Source organism: Amycolatopsis sp. NPDC051373, from assembly GCF_040689465.1.
Classification (GTDB): domain Bacteria; phylum Actinomycetota; class Actinomycetes; order Mycobacteriales; family Pseudonocardiaceae; genus Amycolatopsis.
Genome location: NZ_JBFBAE010000013.1, coordinates 26,144 through 44,992 on the forward strand (window position 1 = coordinate 26,144; position 18,849 = coordinate 44,992).

Genomic DNA, 18,849 nt, shown 5'->3' on the forward strand with positions numbered 1-18,849 from the left:
CCAGGAACTCGCGCGGTGGGGGAAGCCGAGCGCGAGGCTAGGAGGAGCGGGTTCGCGGCGGCACCGGCAGCTACGCCGTGCGTTCGAGGGAAGTGACGCGGTAGGTCAGGTGCGTCATCGTCGGCGTGGTGACGACGTCGGTGCGCTCCAGTGCCACGCGGCGGCCGGCGAAGTCGTCGAACAGCCGCACGCCGTCCCCGAACAGCAATGGCACGAGGTGCAGCCGCAGCTCGTCGACGAGGCCGAGGCGCAGGTACTGGCTGATCGCCGAGCCGCTCATCAGCACCACATCACGTTCGCCCGCGGCTTCTCGTGCTTGAGCCAGGGCGGCTTCCGGGCCGTCGGTGACGAAGGTGAACGTGGTCTTCCCGCGCTCCAGCGGTTCGGCCGGACGGTGGGTGAGGACGAACGCCGGCCGCTCGAAGGCGCCGTCCGGGCCCCAGACGTCGATGCCCATGTCGAACGTGGTGCGCCCGAGCACGAACGCGCCGGTGCCGGTGAAAAACCCGGCCATCACGTCGTGGTCGGCCTCGGTGCCGTGGGCCATCCACGTGTGCAGCAGCTCGCCGTCGCGGCCGAGGCGGTTGTCGGTGTCCGTGCCCGGGCCGGCGACGACACCGTCGAGCGACATGCTGATCTCCGCGACGACCTTCCCCATCGGACTACTCCTTCGTGGTCCCGGTGTTCGTGGTCCAGGCGTCCCCCCATTCAGCGTCGCGCGCGGCGCGGTAGCGGGGGCCGTGGCGTTTGGACACGGTGACGCCGGAAGCGAGGCCATCCACCGTACACAGATCGAGCTGCACGAAACCCTTGTGCTTGCGTGGGTGCCGCAGGATCCGCGCGTCGGTGCGGTCGGCCGCGACGCCTGCCGGCGCCGCGACGACGTAGGAGAACTTCTCGTCCTCGAACCCCAGCGTGCCGGCCTTGATGCGCCGGTGCACGCCACTTCGCGGCAGGCGCGCGGCGAAGTGGCACCAGTCCTCGCCGGGTTTGACGGGGCACTCGCCGTCGTGCGGGCACGGCGCGAGCACCGTGTGGCCGAGGCCGCGCAGCACGTCGCGCGCCGCGCGGATGCGGGCGAACCCGGCGGGCGTGCCGGGCTCGATCAGCGCCACCGCACCACCCGACGCGGCGAGCCAGCGCACCACCTCGTCGCGCACGCGTTCCGGCAGCTCGCCCAGGACGTACGACAGGGTCACCAGGTCGGCGGCCGGCAGCGGCGACGACGGATCGATCAGCCCGCGTTGCCACGTCGCCCCGCGGACCGCCGCGTCCGCGGCGCTCGCCGCGAGTTTCCGGCCGAGGGTGAGCGCGCCGGCGACCTGCTCGACGACGGTGCACTTTTCCAGCGTCGGCCACGCGCGGGCCGCGGCCCAGACCGCCGCGCCCGTGCCGCCGCCGACGTCGAGCTGCGTGCGCGGCGCGAACTCGGGCGCGGCCGCCGCCACTTCGCTGAGCACGGAGCTGACGGCCGCGTACGTCGCCGGCATGCGGTAACCCGCGTAGGCGGCGACGTCGAGCTCCGAGGTGAGGATCGGCGACGTCGCGGCTTCGCCGGAGCGGTAGCGCGAGCTGAGCTTGTCGACCGCCTGGGCGAGCCGGGATTCGGGGAAGCGGCCGAGCTCGTGGTCGAGGGCGGTTCGCAGGTCGTCGGGGAGGTGCGCCACGACGGAGAATTCTCCCACGCCCGATTTGTCCCCAGGCAGGCACCTGACCTGCTAGTTTCGGCCGCGGGGAAAAAGTTCGGGGGCCTTGTCGATCCAGTGGCCGCCCGTTCGACGTAAGCGTGACGGCAAAACCACAGAGAGAGGATCTCCCGATGCGGTTCATGGTGATCATGAAGGCGAGCGAAGAGTCCGAAGCCAACCAGCTGCCGACCACCGAGATGCTCGCCGAGATGGGGAAGTTCAACGAGGAGCTCGTCCGGGCGGGCGTGATGCTCGCCGGTGAGGGCCTCACGTCGAGCGCCGACGGTGCGCGCGTGCGCTTCGCGGGCAACGCCGAGCCGACCGTGATCGACGGCCCGTTCGCCGAGAGCAAGGAGCTCGTGGCCGGCTTCTGGATCCTGCAGGTGAAGTCGAAGGAAGAGGTCATCGAGTGGGTGAAGCGCGTGCCCAACACGGACGGCGCGCACCACGAGATCGAGATCCGGCGCATCGCCGAGGCCGAGGACTTCGGCGACAACCTGACGCCGGAGCTGCGCGAGGCCGAGGAGAAGCTGCGCGCGGAAGCGGCGAAGAACGCCTGATGCGCTTCCTTGTCATGGTCAAGGCCAACGCGGACTCCGAGGCCGGGGTCTTGCCGAGCGCCGAGCTGATGGAGCAGATGGGGAAGTTCAACGACGAGCTGGCGGCGTCGGGGCACCTCGTGCAGGCCGAGGGCCTCGCGCCCAGCTCGAAGGGCGCGCGGTTGGTCTACTTCGACGGTGAGCCGCAGCCGCAGGTCGTTGACGGGCCGTTCGCGGAGACGAAGGAGCTCGTGGCCGGGCTGTGGATCCTGCAGGGGGAGTCGGTGGCGGAGATCGTCGAGCTGCTCAAGCGCGCGCCCAACCCCGACCTGCAGGCGGGGGTCGTCGAGATCAGGCCGCTCGTTCCGTGACGGCGCGCCCGCCCGAGGCTTGCTCTCGGGCGGGCCAGCCTGTCTGATGGGCCCGTGGAGACGCACGGTGCCGTGGAGGCGGTCTGGCGGATCGAGTCGGCGCGGGTGATCGCGGGCCTCGCGCGGATGGTGCGCGACGTCGGGCTCGCGGAGGAGCTCGCGCAGGACGCGCTGGTCGCCGCGCTGGAGCAGTGGCCGGAGACCGGCGTGCCGCGCAACCCCGGCGCGTGGTTGATGACCACGGCCAAACGCCGCGCCATCGACCAGTTCCGCCGCAACGAGACGTTTGGCCGCAAGCTCGACGAGCTCGGCCGCGAGCAGCAGGCCTTCGAGCCGGACCTCGACGATTTCGACGCGGTCCTCGACGAGGAACACATCGAGGACGACATCCTCCGGTTGGTCTTCACCGCCTGCCACCCGGTGCTGCCCACACCGGCGCGCGTCGCCCTCACGCTGCGCATGCTCGGCGGCCTCACCACCGACGAGATCGCCCGCGCGTTCCTCGTCAAGGAATCCACTGTGGCGCAACGGATCGTGCGTGCGAAGAAGTCCCTGGCCGACGCGAAGGTGCCCTTCGAGGTCCCCGTCGGCGAAGAGCGCATGGCCCGCCTGTCGTCCGTGCTGGAAGTCATCTATCTGATCTTCAACGAGGGCTACTCCGCCACCCACGGCGACGACTGGCTGCGCCCCGCCCTCTGCGAAGACGCCCTGCGGCTGGCCCGCGTGCTCACGGGGCTCATGCCAACGGAGCCCGAGGTCCACGGGTTGGCGGCGCTGCTGGAGATCCAGGCTTCACGGTCCGCCGCGCGGACGGGGCCGTCCGGGGAGCCGGTGTTGTTGCTGGAGCAGGATCGGGGTCGTTGGGACCAGTTGCTGATCCGTCGTGGGCTCGCGGCGTTGGCTCGTTCGGAAGAACTGGCCGAGGGTGCTTACGGCCCCTATTCGGCGCAGGCGGCGATCGCCGCGTGTCATGCCCGGGCGCGGGTGCCGGAGGAGACGGATTGGGCGCGGATCGCCGCGTTGTACACGGGGCTCGCGCAGCTGACGCCTTCGCCGGTGATCGAGCTGAACCGGGCGGTGGCGGTGTCGATGGCTGAGGGTCCTGAGGCCGGCCTTGAGCTCGTGGACAAGCTGAAGGACGAGCCGGCGTTGAAGAACTACCACCTGCTGCCGAGTGTCCGGGGGGATTTCCTGGTGAAGCTGGGCCGTCTGGCCGAAGCGAAGGCCGAGTTCGAACGCGCGGCGGACATGACGGGGAACGCCCGGGAGCGCACGTTGTTGCTCGACCGCGCGGCGGCTTGTTGAGCGGCTTCGAATTCGAGCAGTTCGCTGCCAATGTGCAAGCACGCGCGCCCCAATGGGAACGCGCTGGATTCAGTGGCGGCTCGGACCCGAACGCGCGAAATCCGCAGCCTGGGTCGAGTGCGAGACCGGTGATTTGTCCGGACAGCTGAGCGTGTGGACCACCGGCGAGGCCGAGCTCTCCGTCGGAAGCATCGCGACCGACGTCATCGACCACGTTCATCACGACCTGGCTAGCCTTGACAACTTCAGGCTTGCCTCTACGACCTCACCTGTCGGCTCGGCAAAACAAACTGACCGAGTCCGGGATCAACGGCGCGGCAGCCTTGAGTCATCCGCAACTCACCACCACGCCTGTGGACAACTTCTTACGCCTCCACGAACACGATCCGCTCCGGCGGCACCACCAGCTTTACCGTCTGCCGCTTCACCTCCACCAGCGTCTCGAGCTCCGTCGACTGTCCATCCGGGACGGTGAACAACCGGTCGTCGCGCGTGTCGAGGAAGTGCGCGAAGCCGGCCAGTGAGACTCCGCCCGTCTCGTCCAGAGCAAGGTAATCGGCCAGTCGGCGGAACAGCTTGGGCAGCAGCACGAGCTCATCCTGCAACTGCGCCCGAGAACGGAGTCGAAAACCCTCACTGGTCACATCCGAAGCCCACACGCCGCTTCCCGACGCTCGTGCGGACGAGGCAGCGTCGGCCAGCGCCTGGCGCAGATCGACGTACAACAGCGAATAGAACGTCGGATACGCGAGACCCTCCGAAATCAACTGGAAATTCACCGAGTTCTTCACCGTTTTCGCATCGAGGAACACCTCGCTGCCGTCCACCGAACGGCCGGGCCGCTGACCCGGGAAGGCGAACGCGACCGCGCGGCCGTACTTGTCGGCGAAGCGCGTGAGGATGTGGCCAGCGACTTTCTCGGGCTTTGCCGCCGTGACGATGCCGCCTTCGCCTCGCGTCACGGAGGTGAAACCGAGCAGTGACACGAGCCGGTCGGCCGCGGCGTCGCCGAGCGCGGCAGGCTGGTGCAGCATCTCGCCGCCGCGCGGACGGTAGTGGGTCTCGAGCGCGTCGATGGCGTCGAGGCGCAGCTGCATGCCGCCGCGGGAATTGAGGCGGACGCGCAGGCCGGCGTTTTTTGTGGCGGAAGGGTCGTCGGGGTAGAACCGCACGGAGTCGCCGTCCGGTGCGGCACCGAGGAGCTGGAACGTGCCTTTGATCAGCGTCAGTGGCATGTGCACCACCGTAGATCGCGCGGAGCCGGGTGTGTCCGGTTTTCATCCGGACAGCCCAGTCACCGCCCACAGTGGACGGTGACTGGTTGCCCGGAAACGCGGAAACCGTGTCAGGGGATCATGAAACTGAGCACGGTCGCCTGCAGCAGTGACATCACGCCGACCACGGCGGTGAGGGCGAGTGACCACAGGAACGTCTGGCGCAGCAGTGATCCTTCTTTGCCGCTCTGCCCGATCGCCGTCGCGCCGATGGACAGGTTCTGCGGCGAGATCATCTTGCCCATCACGCCGCCGGACGTGTTCGTGGCTCCCGCCAGCACGGGGTTGAGGTGCAACTGCTGCGCGGAGATCACTTGCATGGGCCCGAAAAGGCTGTTGGTCGACGCGTCGGAGCCGGTCAGGAACACGCCGAGCCAGCCGATGTAGGCGGAGAAGATCGGGAACAGCACGCCGGTCGTGGCCAGTGCGAGGCCGAGTGTCTGCGTGGCGCCGGAGTAGTTCATCACGAACGCGATGGCCAGGATCATGAAGATCGTCGCGAGCGCCCAGCGCATCTGGTGCAGCGTGTTGCGGTACGTCTGCACCAATTGTTTCGGCCGCGCGCCCATCGCGAAGCCGGCGATCACAGTGGCGATGAGCGCGATCGTGCCGGGGGAGAAGAGGAAGTCGACGGTGAACGTCGCCGCGTACGGCGTGTCCTTCGACGTGATCGGCGCGTGCTGGATCACGTGGTTGTGCAGCCCCGGCCACGCGAACACCCAGTCGGCCTTGTGCAGCAGCTTCGTGAGGTCCAACCACGCGGGCAGGTGCGCGAAGATCGTGCCGATACGCGAGAGGAAGATCGCGAGGATCAGGATCACGTACGGCATCCAGGCGTAGAGCGCGCCGCGTTCGGACTTCGCCGCGCCCAGGCTCGCCGACTTGACGGGTTCTTCGCCCTCGAAGCGCCACACGGTCTTCGGCTGCCAGAACCGCGTGAGCACATACAGCGCGGCCATCGCGGCGAGGGCGGCGAGCACGTCGACGAGGCTCGCGCTGATGTAGTTCGACGCCGCGAACTGCATGAGCGCGAACGCCAGCCCGGCCGTGACGACGGCGGGCCAGACCTCCAGCATCTTCTTCCAACCGGCCAGCACGACGATCAGGAACGCCGGGATGATCACCGCCAGGAACGGCACCTGCCGCCCGACCATCGACGAGAACGCGGCCGTCGCCTCTTCCGGCTTGAGGTGCATGATCGGCCCGGTGAGGCGGCCCAGCACGATCAACGGGTTGCCGAGCCCGCCGAACGCCACCGGCGCGGTGTTCGCCAGCAACGCCAGCACCACGGCTTTCACCGGCGGGAAGCCGAGCGCTGCCATCATCGCCGCCGTGATCGCGATCGGCGACCCACCACCCGCGACGCCCTCCAGCAGCGCCCCGAAGCTGAACGCGATCAGCAACGCCTGTAGCCGCCGGTCCTCACTGAACCCGGCGAGCACGCGCTTGATGCTGTCGAAGCGGCCCGTGGTCACCGTGACGTTGTGGAAGTACACGGCGTGGAAGGCGATCCACGCCACCGACCACACGCCGAAGACCACGCCCATCACGGCCGAGTCGAGCGCGAGCCCCGTCGGCATCCGGTAGAGCAGCAGCGCCACCCCGAGCGCCGTGATGAGCGCCAACGCCGCCGACAGGTGCGCCGACAGCTTCACGACGCCCAGCGCCACCAGCAACACGATGATCGGCAGCGCGGCGAGCAGCGCGGACACCCACAGCCCGCCCGCCGGTTGGTAATCCTGGATCCAGGTCACGCGTCAGCCCCTTCGCTGATCCGTCCGGCCCTCCCGACGGCGGCGGTTCCGGGAGACCCAGAGGTTTTCGTTTCCTGCCGACCACGGCGGACGCCGAGCCGGCCTACGCTGGCGGCGGGTATTTCGGCTGCGGCTGGTGCCGAGCCTGGGGTGGGTCGGGTCTACCGACCGCGGTTGCGGCCGGCTTTGTCACGCGAGGCGGTGCCGGCGAGTGCCGGGCCTCGGTGGGTAGGTCGGGTTGCGGAGGCGGCCGTTCTCGTGTGTCGGGTCGGTCGCCACCGGGACTGTTCGGTTGGTTGTTTCGCCGCGGGTGTCGCGCCGGGTTGCGCTGGTTGCGGCGGCCAGCGCGGCGCGAGCCGAGCCGGAGTTCATTGGCCGTACCGCGGGTTCGGAGCTGGGTGCTGAGGCTTTCGCGAGAAGCGATGTGCCGGCGAGGTGCATGCACCGCGAGCCGGAGTAGGTGGGGCTTTGGAGTGCGGCGGATGCCGGCCGGGGTCGCCGGCTGGGATGGCCGCGGCCGAGGTGAATCGGAGCCGTTGATCATCGGCTGGTGGTGGCAGCCGGGGCGAGGGCTGTCAGTCGTGGGTGGACCGAAGCCGAGCCGGAGCTGGGCTGGGACGAGACGGGGAGCCCTACCGGCTTCGGACGTACCCCAGCCGGAGCGAAAGCGCCGCAGCCGTCCCCGCCACGGTCGCCCCCAATTCCTCCACGCGGCGCAGCACCCGGGGCGCCGGACCGGCCACGCTGATCGCCGCGATGGGCCGCCCGGAGTGGTCGCGGACGGCGGCGGCGACGCAACCCACGTCTGGCTCGTTCTCGACGTCGTCGATAGCCCACCCGCGGCGGCTCGTGCGGGCGAGGTCGTCGAGGAGCCGGCCGGGGTCGATGATGGTCTTGAGGGTGAGGCTGTCGAGCTTCATGCGGCGCACGCGCTCCACCCGGTCGAACTCCGGCAACGCCGCGAGCCACGCCTTGCCCAGCGAGGTCGCGTGCTGGGGGCGGCGCGTGCCGAGACGGCAGGCGAGCGTGACGGCGCTGGCGCTGCGCTCGGTGGCGACGTAGACCATGGTGTCGTTGTCGGGCACGGCCAGGTAGGTCGTCTCGCCCGAGCGTTCGGCCAGGGACGCCAGGTAGCGCGGCGCGCAGCGGTGCAGGTCGGTCGCCGCCATCGCGCGGGCGCCGAGCTCGACGAGGCGCGTGCCGAGGCGCACGCGGCCGGTCACGGTGTCCGCTTCGAGGTATTCGAGCCGCTTGAGGGTGCCGACGATGCGGTACGCCGCGCTTCGCGAGAGCCCCAGTTGCCTCGCGATCGCGTTGGTGGAAATCTCCTGGTGCTGCCCCACGTGCTCCAGCACCGCGAGCCCTCGCTCCAGCGTGCCGCTCTGGTCCAGCCCTCGTTCCGTCACGTCGTTCGCCCCTTCGCCCAAATTCCCGCTCATCGGCACGTGTTTCCGATAAGCGGGGTTGGACGCTAACACCTCGGATGTATAGACGGAAGATCTTGACCTACTTTCGTATTGTGGCAGGTAAAGGTTGCCCTGAATGGTTCAACCTCCGATCGCTAGGACGCCTAACAAATCATTCACGAGTCCGAATAGGACAACCGCCGGCGCCCGGCCCGGAAATCGTTACCCTGCCTTCGTGCGAACGGTGATCGGCGTCCGGATGCGGACCACGGCCGTCGCGGTGGTGGTGCTGGCGCTGGCCATCGCGGTGGCGTGCGTGGTCGTCGTCGTGCTGCTCGAAGAATCGCTCGACCGCAGCGTGACGGAGAGTGCGCGCAGCACCGGTCGCCAGGTCGCCATCCAGCTCGTCCGCGAAGGCTCACGCGACCTCTCCGCGAGCGACGTCGCCAGCACCGGTGACACCGAGGCCGTCACGCAGGTGCTCGACAAGGTCGGCACGCCCATCGCCGGCGACCCCGCCATCACCGGCCACCCGCCCCTCACCGCGAGCCGGCCCGTGCCCGGCCGGGAAACCGTCGAAACCCTGCCGCTGGACCTGAACGGCGACGGCGCCGACTACCGCGTCGTTTCGCAAGGCGTCAGGGGACCGGGTGGGCCCTACACCGTCATTTCGGCGAGATCACTAGAGCCCGTCACCGAGGCCTCAACCCGGCTCACGCTTCTGCTGGCCCTGATTTCCCTGCCAGTCCTCGCCATTGCCGGATTCGCCGTCCACCGATCCGTCGGCGCGGCGCTGAGGCCGGTGGAACGCATGCGGCGCACCGTCGCCGAGGTGTCCACAAGGGACCTCGCCGCACGAGTCCCGTTGCCACCCGGCAACGACGAGGTCCACCGCCTCGCCGTGACCCTCAACGAGATGCTGACCCGGCTCCACTCCGCCCAAGCCGCGCAACGCAGGTTCGTCGCCGACGCCAGCCACGAGCTCCGCAGTCCACTCTCGACGATCAGCACCGCCCTCGACGTCTCCGGCCGCCACCCCGAGACGACCGGTGAGCTCGTCCCCGTGATCACCCGGGAAACCGCGCGCCTGCGTGAACTCGTCGACGACCTCCTCATGCTCGCCCGCACCGACGACACCACCGACCGCCCCGCCACGACCGAAGTGGACCTCGACGACATCGTCCGCGCCGAGGCACACCGCATCCGCGCGGAAGGTCCCGTCGCGATCGAGGTCCGCGCCGGGCCGGCCAAAGTCCGCGGCAGCGAAGCACAGCTGAGACGGGCCGTGCGCAACCTCGTCGACAACGCCCGCGGCCACGCCCGCGAACGCGTCCGCATCGCCAGCTGGGTCCACGAAAACACCGCCGTGGTCGAGGTCAGCGACGACGGCCCCGGCGTCGGGCCCGAAGACCGCGAGCGCGTCTTCGAACGGTTCGTCCGGCTCGACGCCTCGCGCCAGCGCGGCCACGGCGGCACCGGCCTCGGCCTCCCGATCGTCGCGGGCATCGCCGCTCGGCACGGCGGCCACGCGTCTTATGCGGACGTCACCGACCCCAGTTATCCGGGCGCCCACTTCCGGATCGAACTGCCCCGCCTCGAGGAGGACTGACCGTGCGGCTGCTGATCGTCGAGGACGAGCGCGAACTCGCCGAAACCCTGCGCCGGGGACTGGTCGCGGAGGGGTTCACCGTCGACGTCGTCCACACCGGACCCGATGGCCTGTGGTCGGCCACGGAGCACGACTACGACACCGTCGTGCTCGACATCATGCTCCCCGAGCTCTCCGGCTACGAAGTCCTCAAACGCTTGCGAGCCAAGGAGAACTGGACGCCGGTCCTCATGCTCACCGCCAAGGACGGCGAGTACGACGAGGCCGACGCGTTCGACCTCGGCGCCAACGACTACCTGTCCAAACCCTTCTCGTTCGTCGTCCTCGTCGCGCGCCTCCGGGCCCTGTTGCGCAGAGGCGCCCCTGCGCGCCCCGCCGTGCTCGCGGCCGGCGACCTCAAACTCGACCCCGCCGCCCGCACCGTCCACAGGGGAGAGCGGCGGATCGACCTGACCGCCCGCGAGTTCGGTCTGCTCGAGTTCCTGCTCCGCCGCCAGGGCGCGGCGCTGACGAAGAACGAGATCCTCGGTCACGTGTGGGACGCACACTACGAGGGCGATGAGAACGTGGTCGAGGTCTACGTCGGCTACCTCCGGCGCAAGATCGACGCCCCGTTCGGCACCCACACCATCGAGACCGTGCGCGGGGTCGGCTACCGGCTCGTCACCTGAACGAACTCTTCCTGAACACCCACCACCCCGGCTTTCCTGGTACGACCGTGCCAGTGGATGCTGTGCCCGTGGCTACCGGCACCCTGGCCAGCAGTGCGCCCTCCGTGGAGCAGGGCGAGCTGATCACCTTCACCTACACGACGCCCCAGTCGTCGGTGACCCCGAAGAACTGGGTCGGGCTCTACTCCGACCCGGGCGGCGGTCCCGTCGACCAGTCCTATGTCGGCCCGTCGACGCTGTGGGAGTACACCCCGCTCGCGACCGGCACCGTCTCGTTCTCCACCGGCTCTCTCGGCCCCGGGAACTACCTCGCGTTCTACCTCGCGAACGACGGCTACGCCTGGCTCGCCGAACCCGTGCGTTTTGTTGTGCGCCCGACGCCACAGACGCCGCCGCCCGTGTACCAGGGCGCGTTCGGCCGCAGCGGCCGCGGGCCGTCGCAGTTCAGCAGCCCGGCCGGCCTCACGGTCGACGCGCGAGGCCAGATCTGGGTCGCCGACACCGGCAACGACCGCGTGCAGGCCTTCACCCGCGACGGCCGGCTGGTGCGCGTGCTCGCCGGCCGGTTCAAGACGCCGCAGGCCGTGGCCGTGGACCACGCGGGCAACGTCTACGTGGCCGACACCGGCAACAACCGTGTGGTCCAGTACTCCTGGTGGGGCGGCTTCGCGCGCGAGTACGGCGCCGGCAAGCTCGACAACCCGCGCGGCGTCGCCATCGACACCGCGGGCCGGCTGCTCGTCTCGGACACCGGCCACCAGCGCGTGGCCCGCTTCGACACCCACACGGGCAAGGCGCTCACCGACATCACCGAGAAGGTCAGCTCGCCGCAGGGCATCGTCAGCGACGGCGCGGGCGGCGCGTGGATCGTGCAGAACGGCCGCGCCGCGAGCGGCAGCGTCGCGGTCGTGCACTACTCCGGCGACGGCAAGGCGATCGGCTCGATCGGCGGCGGCCAGAACAGCGAGTTCGGCGGCCTGTCCAACCCCGCGGGCGTCGCGCTCAACACCCAGGGCGACGCGTACGTGACCGTCCCCGACTACGGCTGGGTCGCGCAGTTCCGCACCACGGGCCCGTACCGCGCCGAGTTCGGCACCGACGGTCCCGGCGCGCTGAGCTTCCCGCTCGGCGTGGCCGTGGACGCGCAGGGCCGCATCTTCGTGGCGGACACCGGAAACGATCGTATCGTCCACTTTGGAGTGAGAGTGTGAGCGAGTTCACCCGGCGCCGGGTTCTGGGCGCTGCCGCGGCAGCCGCGGCGGCTGCCGGATCGCTCGCGCTGCCGGCGAACGTCCGCAAGGCGCTGGCCGAGCCCGCGCGCCGGCCGGCGCGGCTCGAGGACATCGAGCACATCGTGATCCTGATGCAGGAGAACCGCTCGTTCGACCACTACTTCGGCACCATGGACGGTGTGCGCGGCTTCGCCGACCCGCACGCGATGAAACTCGCGGGCGGCAACTCCGTCTTCCAGCAGCCCTACAGCGGCCACCCCGACGGTTACCTCCTGCCGTTCCGCTACAACACGCGTGAGACGAACGCGCAGGCCACGCCCGGCCTCCCGCACGACTGGACCGACCAGCACACCGCGTGGAACAACGGGAAGATGGACCGCTGGATCGAGGCCAAGGGCGCCAAGACCATGGCCTACTAACGACCGCGACGACATCCCGTTCCACTTCGCGCTCGCCGAGGCGTTCACGGTCTGCGACCACTACCACTGCTCGGTGATCGGCCCGACGAACCCCAACCGGCTCTACATGTGGACCGGCTGGATCGACCCGCACGGCACCGCCGGCGGACCCGCGAACACCAACTTCATGTCGTCGGACAACCCGGTGCTGTCCTGGAAGACCTACCCGGAGCGGCTCACCGAGGCCGGCGTTTCCTGGCGGATCTATCAGGAGGAGGACAACTACGACGACAACGCGCTGGCCTGGTTCCGCCAGTTCGCGGACGCACTGAAGTCTTCGCCGCTCTACAAGAACGCGATGGTGAAGAAATCGGCGGGCTGGTTCGAGCACGACGCCCGCAACGACAACCTGCCCGCCGTTTCGTGGCTGGTGGCGCCCTCGGCGCAGACGGAGCACCCGAATTGGATGCCCGCGGCGGGGGCGCAGTACATCGCGTCGAAACTGGACGCGATCGCCGCCAACCCGGACGTGTGGGCCAAGACGGCGTTCATCCTCACCTACGACGAGAACGACGGGTACTTCGATCACGTCGCCCCGCCGACTCCGCCCGCCGGCACCCCGGACGAGTTCGTCGGCGGCGTGCCGATCGGCCTCGGTTTCCGCGTGCCGACCGTGGTGGTGTCGCCGTGGACGGCCGGTGGGTACGTGAGCTCGGAGACGTTCGACCACACGTCGTTGATCCGGCTGCTGGAAGCGCGGTTCGGGGTGCGGGAGCCGCACATCAGCGCTTGGCGCCGCCGTACCGTCGGTGACCTGACGTCGGCGTTCCGGTTCGGCCGGCAGCCTTCGCGGTACCCGCGCGACAACCGCGCGTTGCACTATCCGGCGACGACCGCAGACCTGCTGCAGGCGCAGGTCCAGGTCCGTGACAACCCGGCACCATCGGTCCCGACGGGGCCGCAGTCGATGCCGAACTGAGCTGCGCTACCGCGCTGGGCGGCCGAATTCGCCGTAGAAGGCATCGCCGGAGAGCAGGGCTTGGTGCGCGAGTGCGACGCGCCTGGCCTTGGACGGCCGCAGCCGGGGCCTGGCGGCGTCCAGGTTCAGGAACTCGAAGCCGCCGAGTTCGTCGCCGTCCGGGTCGATGGCCCGGATTTGCCCGCGGCTGAGGGTGCCGCCGTCGAAGATCAGCTGCAGGCTGTCGCGCCAGACGCCGTGAGTCGGCATCCAGTCGACGAGCAGCAGCCGCCCCAGCGTGAGCTCGAGGCCAAGCTCCTCCCGGACCTCGCGGTAGCAGGCCGCGAGCGGGGACTCGTCGTCCTCGACCATGCCGCCGGGGATCTCCAGGAACGGCTTGTAGGTCGGGTCGACGAACAGCACCCGGCCCTCCCCGTCGCGCACGAGCGCGCCGGCGGCGACGTTCTTGCGGGGCAGCCGCCCGGCGATGCCGGGGTTGAACTCGGCCTCCGGTTCGCCGTCGGCACGCAGGTCCTCGGCGAAAACGGCCCGGTCGCCGCGGTGGTGGAGCTGTTCGTCGGTCACGGTGCCTCGCCGGCCAGGAGCGCGCCTCGGCCGGCGGACGCTGCTACGCGTTGATGATGCCCTAGGCAGGCCGCGATCAGTTCTTCGAGATCGCGGCGACCGCGCGGACCACCGCGGTGCAGCGGTTCTCCACGTATTCGAGCCCGCCCTCCTCCGCGATGCGCTTCGCCTCGGCGGAAACGATGCCCTGCTGCAGCCACAGCGCTTTCGCACCGATGGCGACGGCGTCGGCCGCGATCCCCGGGGCCTCGGCGGCCGGGCGGAAGACGTCGACGAGGTCCACCGGCTCCGGGATGTCCTTCAGGGACCGGTAGACCTTCTCGCCGAGCAGCTCTGTGGCCGACGGGTGCACGGGGATGATGCGGAAACCGTGCGCCTGCAGCGTGGCGGGCACCCCGTGCGCGGCCTTCGCCGGGTCGCGGCTCAGGCCGACCACCGCGATCGTCGTGGCGTTCGCGAGGATTTCTTCAGGTTGCATGTGGGTTGAACGCCGTTCGAAACAGGAGGATTCCGCGTCAGCCGATCTTCGAGCCGTACATCTCACCGAGGTCGTCGGCGATGAGCTCGATGCGCGCGCCGTCGGGGTCGGTGAAGTAGATGGACGTGCCGCTCTCCTCCAGGTACTTCACGCCCGCCTTGTCGAGGCGGTCGCGCGCGCCGGCCCAGTTCTCCGGGGTCAGCGAGAGCGCGAGGTGGTGCAGGCCGCCGAGGACCTCCGCGTACGGGCCGAGGTCGAGGCCCGGCAGGTCGAAGAAGGCGACCGCGTTGCCGTTGCCGACGTCGAAGAAGAAGTGGCTGGAGCCCGGGTAATCGCGGTTCTCGATCAGCTCGGTGAGCGGGAAGCCGAGCACGTCCTGGTAGAAGGTGATCGTCCGCTCGACGTCACTGGAGAGCAGCGCGGTGTGGTGGATGCCGCGGCCCGCGGTCGTGGGCCGGACGGCGGCCGGGTGGAGGTGCTTGTCCCGCAGCTGGTCACGGGCTTCGGTGAGCTTCGCGACGTCTGTCTCGGTGGGTGCCATTTCCGGTCACGTCCTCTCTGGGGCTGATGCTTCAAAACCTACTCTCCATATCTCTCGCACGCAAGAAGTTTCTTCGCGAGAGATTTCGGCGTGCCGTCCAGTGGAACGAACGCCTTGGCCGGAACCTCGAAGGTGTGTGGCTTTGCCTGCGCGCTGAACTCCGCCGGATGCTCGGGTCCGGCGGCGGGTCCATTGTGAACACTTCGTCGACCGGCGGCCTGGTCGGAATGGGCATCGGACTGTCCGCTTACGTCTCCGCGAAGCACGGTGTCATCGGCCTGACGCGCGCCGCCGCCTTGGAATACGCGACGCAGGGAATCCGCGTCAACGCCGTCTGCCCGGGCGCCGTGCGCACCGGCATGTACGAGCAGGTGGTCGTCACCGAAGAGCAGATCGCGGCCATGCAACCCATCAACCGGGCCGCCCGGCCGGGGGAAATCGCCGAGGCGGTGGCCTGGCTGCTGTCCGATCGGGCGTCCTTCGTGACGGGGCAGGCGTGGGCTGTGGACGGTGGGTTGGTGGCGCAGTGAGTCAGGCCTGTGCCGCCACCCGCTCGATGCCGTCCAACACGCGGGGCCACACGGGTTCCGGCAGGTCGTGGCCCATGCCCGGGACGACGTCGAGGTCGGCGCGCAGGGCGCGGGCCGTGGCGCGGCCGCCGGAGACGTGGACGAGCGGGTCACGCGCGCCGTGGACGACGAGGGACGGGAGGGTGAGGCGGCGCAGGGCGGCCGCGCGGTCGCGGGTCGAGAGGATCGCGGCGAGCTGGCGCACAGCGCCGCCCGGGTTGACGCCGCGGTCGAAGGTGCGTTCGGCGCGTTCGCGCATGCGTTTCTCGTCGAAGGGGTAGCCGGGGGAGCCGATGAGGCGGAACGTCTTGACCAGCAGCTCGACGTACTCCTCCCGGCTGCGCGGCTGCGGCGCCAGCATCGACGCGGCCGCGCGCGGGCTCGGGTGGCCGATCAGGCGGCTGCCGGTGGTGGACATGATCGACGTCAGCGACCGGACCCGGCCCGGGTGCCGGATGGCGAGCGTCTGCGCGATCATGCCGCCCATCGACGCGCCGACGACGTGTGCGCGCTCGATGCCGAGGGCGTCGAGCAGGCCGGCGGTGTCGTCGGCCATGTCGGCCACCGAGTACGGTGCCGCGCGCAGCAGGTAGGCACGCACGACATCGGCGCGCCCGGACATGCGCTGCGAGCGCCCGGCGTCGCGGTTGTCGAAGCGGACCACGCGGAAGCCGCGGCCGGCGAGCTGCTCGCAGAAGTCGTCGTCCCACCAGGTCATCGGCGCGGCCAGGCCCATGATCAGCACCAGCGGCGGGGCCGTCGCGGCGCCGAACTCCTCGTGGCAGAGGGTGATGCCGTTGGCCTGGGTGGTCGACTCGCTCATGCCTTCTTCTTACCAATCCGACCAAAAGCAGGCGGGGCCCAACCGGACGCTACCGTGCCTGGTGGCAATTCCCGCTGTGGCTGTGGTCGGATTGGTAACGAACAGCACAGTTAGCGTGTACGGGTGTAGCGGGCGCGGAGGAACGGGCTGAACTCCGCGGCGTCGCCCATTTTCACGTCGATCTCGTGGGTGAGCGTGTCGCCTTCCGGCCGGAGCCGATGCCACGCGACGCCACGCGGGGTGCGCTTCTCGAGGTGAAGGGTCCCCTCGCGCCAGCCGCCGCGGCCGGGCTCGCCGGGTGGGAAGCCGTAGCTGTCGAAGCCGTACCAGAGCGTTTCCTGCGTGGCCGGGTCGACGGTGAAAACGTTGTGGCCCAGGAAGTCGCTGCCGTCCTCCCGTGTCTGGACGTAGTCCTGCACCACCGCGAACCCGTCCAGTGCGGCCCGGTACTCGGCCTTCGCATTCGCCGTCGACGCGGGCGCCCACGGCGACGCCGCGAGCTCCTCGACGCCGGCCCAGTCCCCGACGAGCGCGCCCAGCGCCTCGTGCGCTTCGCCTCTTCGTGGCATCTCCATGCCGTTCCCCTTTCGGCAGGTGCCTGTCAATATGAGACGCTAGCACGCATGACCGACCGGGCGCAGCGCCTCACCCAGCTCGTCAACGACGTCTTCCTGACCAACGGCACCCTGCTCACCACCGGCGACGCCCTCACCGCCCCGGCCGGCCTCACCGCCGCCCAGTGGCAGGTCCTCGGCTTCCTCGAAGACGGCCCCACCACGGCCGCCGACCTCGCCCGCCGCCGGGGCCTGCGCCGGCAGAGCGTGCAGGAAACGGTGAACCGCCTGCTGCGCAACGGAATGCTCACCCGAGCGCCGAACCCTGCGGATGCCCGCGCCCCGCTGCTCCACCTGACCCCGGCCGCGCGGAAGGCCCTGCGTGAACTGGAGACCCGCCGCGTCCGGTGGGCCGACGCCGTGGCCGCCGGGTTGTCACCCGAAGACCTCGAAATCACGCTGCGCACGCTCCACCGCCTGCGCGAGCGTCTCACCGAGGTGAAAACCGGTTGACCACCCCAGCCCCGACCCGGTTGAGTACCGCCCAGCACCCTCACGAACAGAAAGGAGGTGGACGCCATGTTCGGCTACTCGATCACGCGTTCCCACCTCCGGCTGAGGGTGCCGAGGGCCTGACGGGAGCGCGGAACTCCCGGAAGGAACCTCATGACCGATCTGGTCGTGCGCCCGCTCGTCGCGGGTGAGGAGCACCTGTTCACCGGCCTGAAGGTGGGCCACAGCGTCGGCAGCGCGTTGCGCAGGCCGGACTACGAAGAAATGGTCCGGCGCGGCGAATACCGTCCCGAGTGGACGTGGATCGCCACGAGAAACGGTGTTGTGGTGGCGCGGGCGGCGTGGTGGGTGCCCATCGGCGAAGACCAGCCGCGCGTCCTCGACTGGTTCGACTTCGTCGACTTCGCGGACGGTGTCGAACTCCTCGAGCGAGTCCCGACCCGCACCGAGTTCTCCCTGACGACACCGCCGAACTGGCGCGACGACGCGGCCGTCAAACGAGAAGTCGAAACCCGCATCGAGGCCGCGGAAGCCGCGGGGATGAGGGTGCTCGTGGAGCGGTACCGCTACACGTGGACGCCCGAGAGCGGTCTGAGGCAAAAGCCCGACCGGCTCCAGTTCAAAGCAGAACCCGACGACGCCAAGATCCTTGACGTCTTCCGCCGCGTCCACCAGGGCAGCCTCGACGCGCACGCGCGGCGCACCATCGCGGAGCACGGGCTCGAGGCCGCGGCGCAGGAAGACCTCGACCTCCTGCGCCGGCTGCCGAGCCCACGCGACTGGTGGCGCCTCGCGTACACGCGCGAAGGCCACCTCGTCGGCCTCACCATCCCGGCGCGCAACCAGACCACCCCGATCGTCGCGTATGTCGGTGTCGTGCCGGAGCACCGCGGGCGCGGGTACGCCTATGACCTGCTCGTCGAGGCCACGCACGAGCTGGTCGGGCGTGGGGCCGAGACGATCGCCGCCGCCACGGACGTCACGAACAAACCCATGGCGGCGGCGTTCGCGAAGGCCGGGTATCCGGTGAAGTACCACCGCATTGATCTGGTGTGAGCGGCGGACCGGCGTTACCCTTCTCGCTAGAGCGATCTATCAAATCGCAAGGGGGCGACCATGGACGTTCTGGCCGGGTTGGGTCTGAAAACGCTGCGTGTGATCCTCGGGTTCACGCTGCTCACGACCACTTTCCATTACGCGCACAACGTGATCCGCGCGCAGGACTACCCGCAGCTCCCGGGAATCCCCGTGCTCGTGGCGCAGATCGTCGTGGCGTTCGGGTGGGTGCTGTTCACGGGGTTCGGGCTGGCCGGCTACCGCTGCTACGTCCGCGGGCGGTACTGGCGGGCGCTGGGATTCCTGCTGGTCTGTTCGCTGGGCGGCCTGGTCAGCGCGGGTCACTTCCTGGTGGGTGTGCCGCAGATCCCGGCGTTCTGGTTCGCGACGATCTTCACCGACACAGCGGCCGCGATAGCGTTGTGGCTCTTCGTGTCCTGGGCGGCGGCGCAGCTCAACCGGGTGAGTATCGGAGATCAAGCGTCTACATAACATTGACGCTAGTCAGTAATATGTAGACAATCG

22 protein-coding genes are annotated in these 18,849 nt (G+C 69.6%); 12 read left to right on the forward strand and 10 right to left on the reverse strand.

Annotated features, from left to right (window positions below):
• Positions 1-70 precede the first annotated feature (70 nt).
• Entirely contained in the window at positions 71-658 is a 588-nt protein-coding gene (locus AB0383_RS24575; protein ID WP_366188644.1) for a dihydrofolate reductase family protein, read from the reverse strand.
• A 4-nt stretch (positions 659-662) separates the two neighbouring features.
• Positions 663-1,685: a small ribosomal subunit Rsm22 family protein gene (locus AB0383_RS24580; protein WP_366188645.1), complete on the reverse strand. Its 1,023-nt coding sequence runs from the start codon at positions 1,683-1,685 to the stop codon at positions 663-665.
• A gap of 134 nt (positions 1,686-1,819) precedes the next feature.
• Between AB0383_RS24580 and AB0383_RS24585 the strand changes: the two genes are divergently transcribed.
• The 3 genes from AB0383_RS24585 to AB0383_RS24595 are packed head-to-tail and all read left to right on the forward strand — an operon-like array spanning position 1,820 to position 3,903.
• Positions 1,820-2,248, forward strand: coding sequence for a YciI family protein (locus tag AB0383_RS24585; protein WP_364186968.1), 429 nt, complete (start codon positions 1,820-1,822; stop codon positions 2,246-2,248).
• On the forward strand, positions 2,248-2,598 hold the full coding sequence (locus AB0383_RS24590) for a YciI family protein (protein WP_364186966.1): 351 nt from the start codon (positions 2,248-2,250) through the stop codon (positions 2,596-2,598). The genes AB0383_RS24585 and AB0383_RS24590 overlap by 1 nt, the downstream gene beginning before the upstream one ends.
• Before the next feature lie 54 nt (positions 2,599-2,652).
• A complete protein-coding gene (locus AB0383_RS24595) occupies positions 2,653-3,903 on the forward strand; it encodes an RNA polymerase sigma factor (RefSeq protein WP_364186963.1) in 1,251 nt (416 codons plus the stop codon).
• Between the two features lie 365 nt (positions 3,904-4,268).
• Here the strand turns inward: AB0383_RS24595 and AB0383_RS24600 are convergent, their stop codons facing one another.
• The 3 genes from AB0383_RS24600 to AB0383_RS24610 all read right to left on the reverse strand — a co-directional run bounded on the left by AB0383_RS24600 (position 4,269) and on the right by AB0383_RS24610 (position 8,337).
• Positions 4,269-5,138, reverse strand: coding sequence for a nuclease (locus AB0383_RS24600; protein WP_366188646.1), 870 nt, complete (start codon positions 5,136-5,138; stop codon positions 4,269-4,271).
• Between the two features lie 110 nt (positions 5,139-5,248).
• Positions 5,249-6,931: an L-lactate permease gene (locus AB0383_RS24605; RefSeq protein WP_366188647.1), complete on the reverse strand. Its 1,683-nt coding sequence runs from the start codon at positions 6,929-6,931 to the stop codon at positions 5,249-5,251.
• 632 nt (positions 6,932-7,563) lie between these two features.
• Complete coding sequence (locus tag AB0383_RS24610) at positions 7,564-8,337, reverse strand: IclR family transcriptional regulator (RefSeq protein WP_364186955.1); 774 nt, start codon at positions 8,335-8,337, stop codon at positions 7,564-7,566.
• A gap of 235 nt (positions 8,338-8,572) precedes the next feature.
• Here AB0383_RS24610 and AB0383_RS24615 point away from each other — a divergent pair, with 235 nt between their 5' ends.
• The 5 genes from AB0383_RS24615 (at position 8,573) to AB0383_RS24635 (ending at position 13,226) form a co-directional block, all read left to right on the forward strand.
• Positions 8,573-9,946, forward strand: coding sequence for a HAMP domain-containing sensor histidine kinase (locus AB0383_RS24615; RefSeq protein ID WP_366188648.1), 1,374 nt, complete (start codon positions 8,573-8,575; stop codon positions 9,944-9,946).
• 2 nt (positions 9,947-9,948) lie between these two features.
• Positions 9,949-10,617, forward strand: coding sequence for a response regulator transcription factor (locus tag AB0383_RS24620; protein WP_366188649.1), 669 nt, complete (start codon positions 9,949-9,951; stop codon positions 10,615-10,617).
• A gap of 68 nt (positions 10,618-10,685) precedes the next feature.
• Positions 10,686-11,828 (forward strand): NHL repeat-containing protein, encoded by a 1,143-nt coding sequence (locus AB0383_RS24625; RefSeq protein WP_364186946.1) that lies wholly within the window; start codon positions 10,686-10,688, stop codon positions 11,826-11,828.
• On the forward strand, positions 11,825-12,268 hold the full coding sequence (locus AB0383_RS24630) for an alkaline phosphatase family protein (protein WP_366188650.1): 444 nt from the start codon (positions 11,825-11,827) through the stop codon (positions 12,266-12,268). Before AB0383_RS24625 ends, AB0383_RS24630 begins: the two co-directional genes overlap by 4 nt.
• Positions 12,269-12,281: 13 nt before the next feature.
• A complete protein-coding gene (locus AB0383_RS24635) occupies positions 12,282-13,226 on the forward strand; it encodes an alkaline phosphatase family protein (RefSeq protein ID WP_366188761.1) in 945 nt (314 codons plus the stop codon).
• Between the two features lie 6 nt (positions 13,227-13,232).
• Here AB0383_RS24635 and AB0383_RS24640 read toward each other — a convergent pair whose 3' ends face one another.
• The 3 genes from AB0383_RS24640 to AB0383_RS24650 form a co-directional block, all read right to left on the reverse strand.
• Complete coding sequence (locus AB0383_RS24640; RefSeq protein WP_366188651.1) at positions 13,233-13,790, reverse strand: NUDIX hydrolase; 558 nt, start codon at positions 13,788-13,790, stop codon at positions 13,233-13,235.
• A 76-nt stretch (positions 13,791-13,866) separates the two neighbouring features.
• A complete protein-coding gene (locus tag AB0383_RS24645; protein ID WP_220244722.1) occupies positions 13,867-14,268 on the reverse strand; it encodes a CoA-binding protein in 402 nt (133 codons plus the stop codon).
• Between the two features lie 37 nt (positions 14,269-14,305).
• A complete protein-coding gene (locus tag AB0383_RS24650) occupies positions 14,306-14,809 on the reverse strand; it encodes a VOC family protein (RefSeq protein ID WP_364186938.1) in 504 nt (167 codons plus the stop codon).
• Between the two features lie 26 nt (positions 14,810-14,835).
• Here AB0383_RS24650 and AB0383_RS24655 point away from each other — a divergent pair, with 26 nt between their 5' ends.
• A complete protein-coding gene (locus AB0383_RS24655) occupies positions 14,836-15,339 on the forward strand; it encodes an SDR family oxidoreductase (RefSeq protein WP_366188762.1) in 504 nt (167 codons plus the stop codon).
• Between the two features lies 1 nt (position 15,340).
• On the opposite strand, the gene AB0383_RS24660 is transcribed toward AB0383_RS24655, so the two are convergent.
• Positions 15,341-16,201, reverse strand: a complete 861-nt coding sequence (locus AB0383_RS24660) for an alpha/beta hydrolase (RefSeq protein WP_366188652.1) — start codon at positions 16,199-16,201, stop codon at positions 15,341-15,343.
• A 110-nt stretch (positions 16,202-16,311) separates the two neighbouring features.
• Positions 16,312-16,776 (reverse strand): DUF1579 family protein, encoded by a 465-nt coding sequence (locus AB0383_RS24665; RefSeq protein ID WP_364186930.1) that lies wholly within the window; start codon positions 16,774-16,776, stop codon positions 16,312-16,314.
• Between the two features lie 48 nt (positions 16,777-16,824).
• Here AB0383_RS24665 and AB0383_RS24670 point away from each other — a divergent pair, with 48 nt between their 5' ends.
• The 3 genes from AB0383_RS24670 to AB0383_RS24680 all read left to right on the forward strand — a co-directional run bounded on the left by AB0383_RS24670 (position 16,825) and on the right by AB0383_RS24680 (position 18,816).
• A complete protein-coding gene (locus tag AB0383_RS24670) occupies positions 16,825-17,268 on the forward strand; it encodes a MarR family transcriptional regulator (protein WP_364186927.1) in 444 nt (147 codons plus the stop codon).
• Between the two features lie 153 nt (positions 17,269-17,421).
• Positions 17,422-18,324, forward strand: coding sequence for a GNAT family N-acetyltransferase (locus tag AB0383_RS24675; RefSeq protein WP_366188653.1), 903 nt, complete (start codon positions 17,422-17,424; stop codon positions 18,322-18,324).
• Positions 18,325-18,384: 60 nt separating this feature from the next.
• Positions 18,385-18,816 (forward strand): hypothetical protein, encoded by a 432-nt coding sequence (locus AB0383_RS24680; RefSeq protein ID WP_364186921.1) that lies wholly within the window; start codon positions 18,385-18,387, stop codon positions 18,814-18,816.
• Positions 18,817-18,849: the final 33 nt, after the last annotated feature.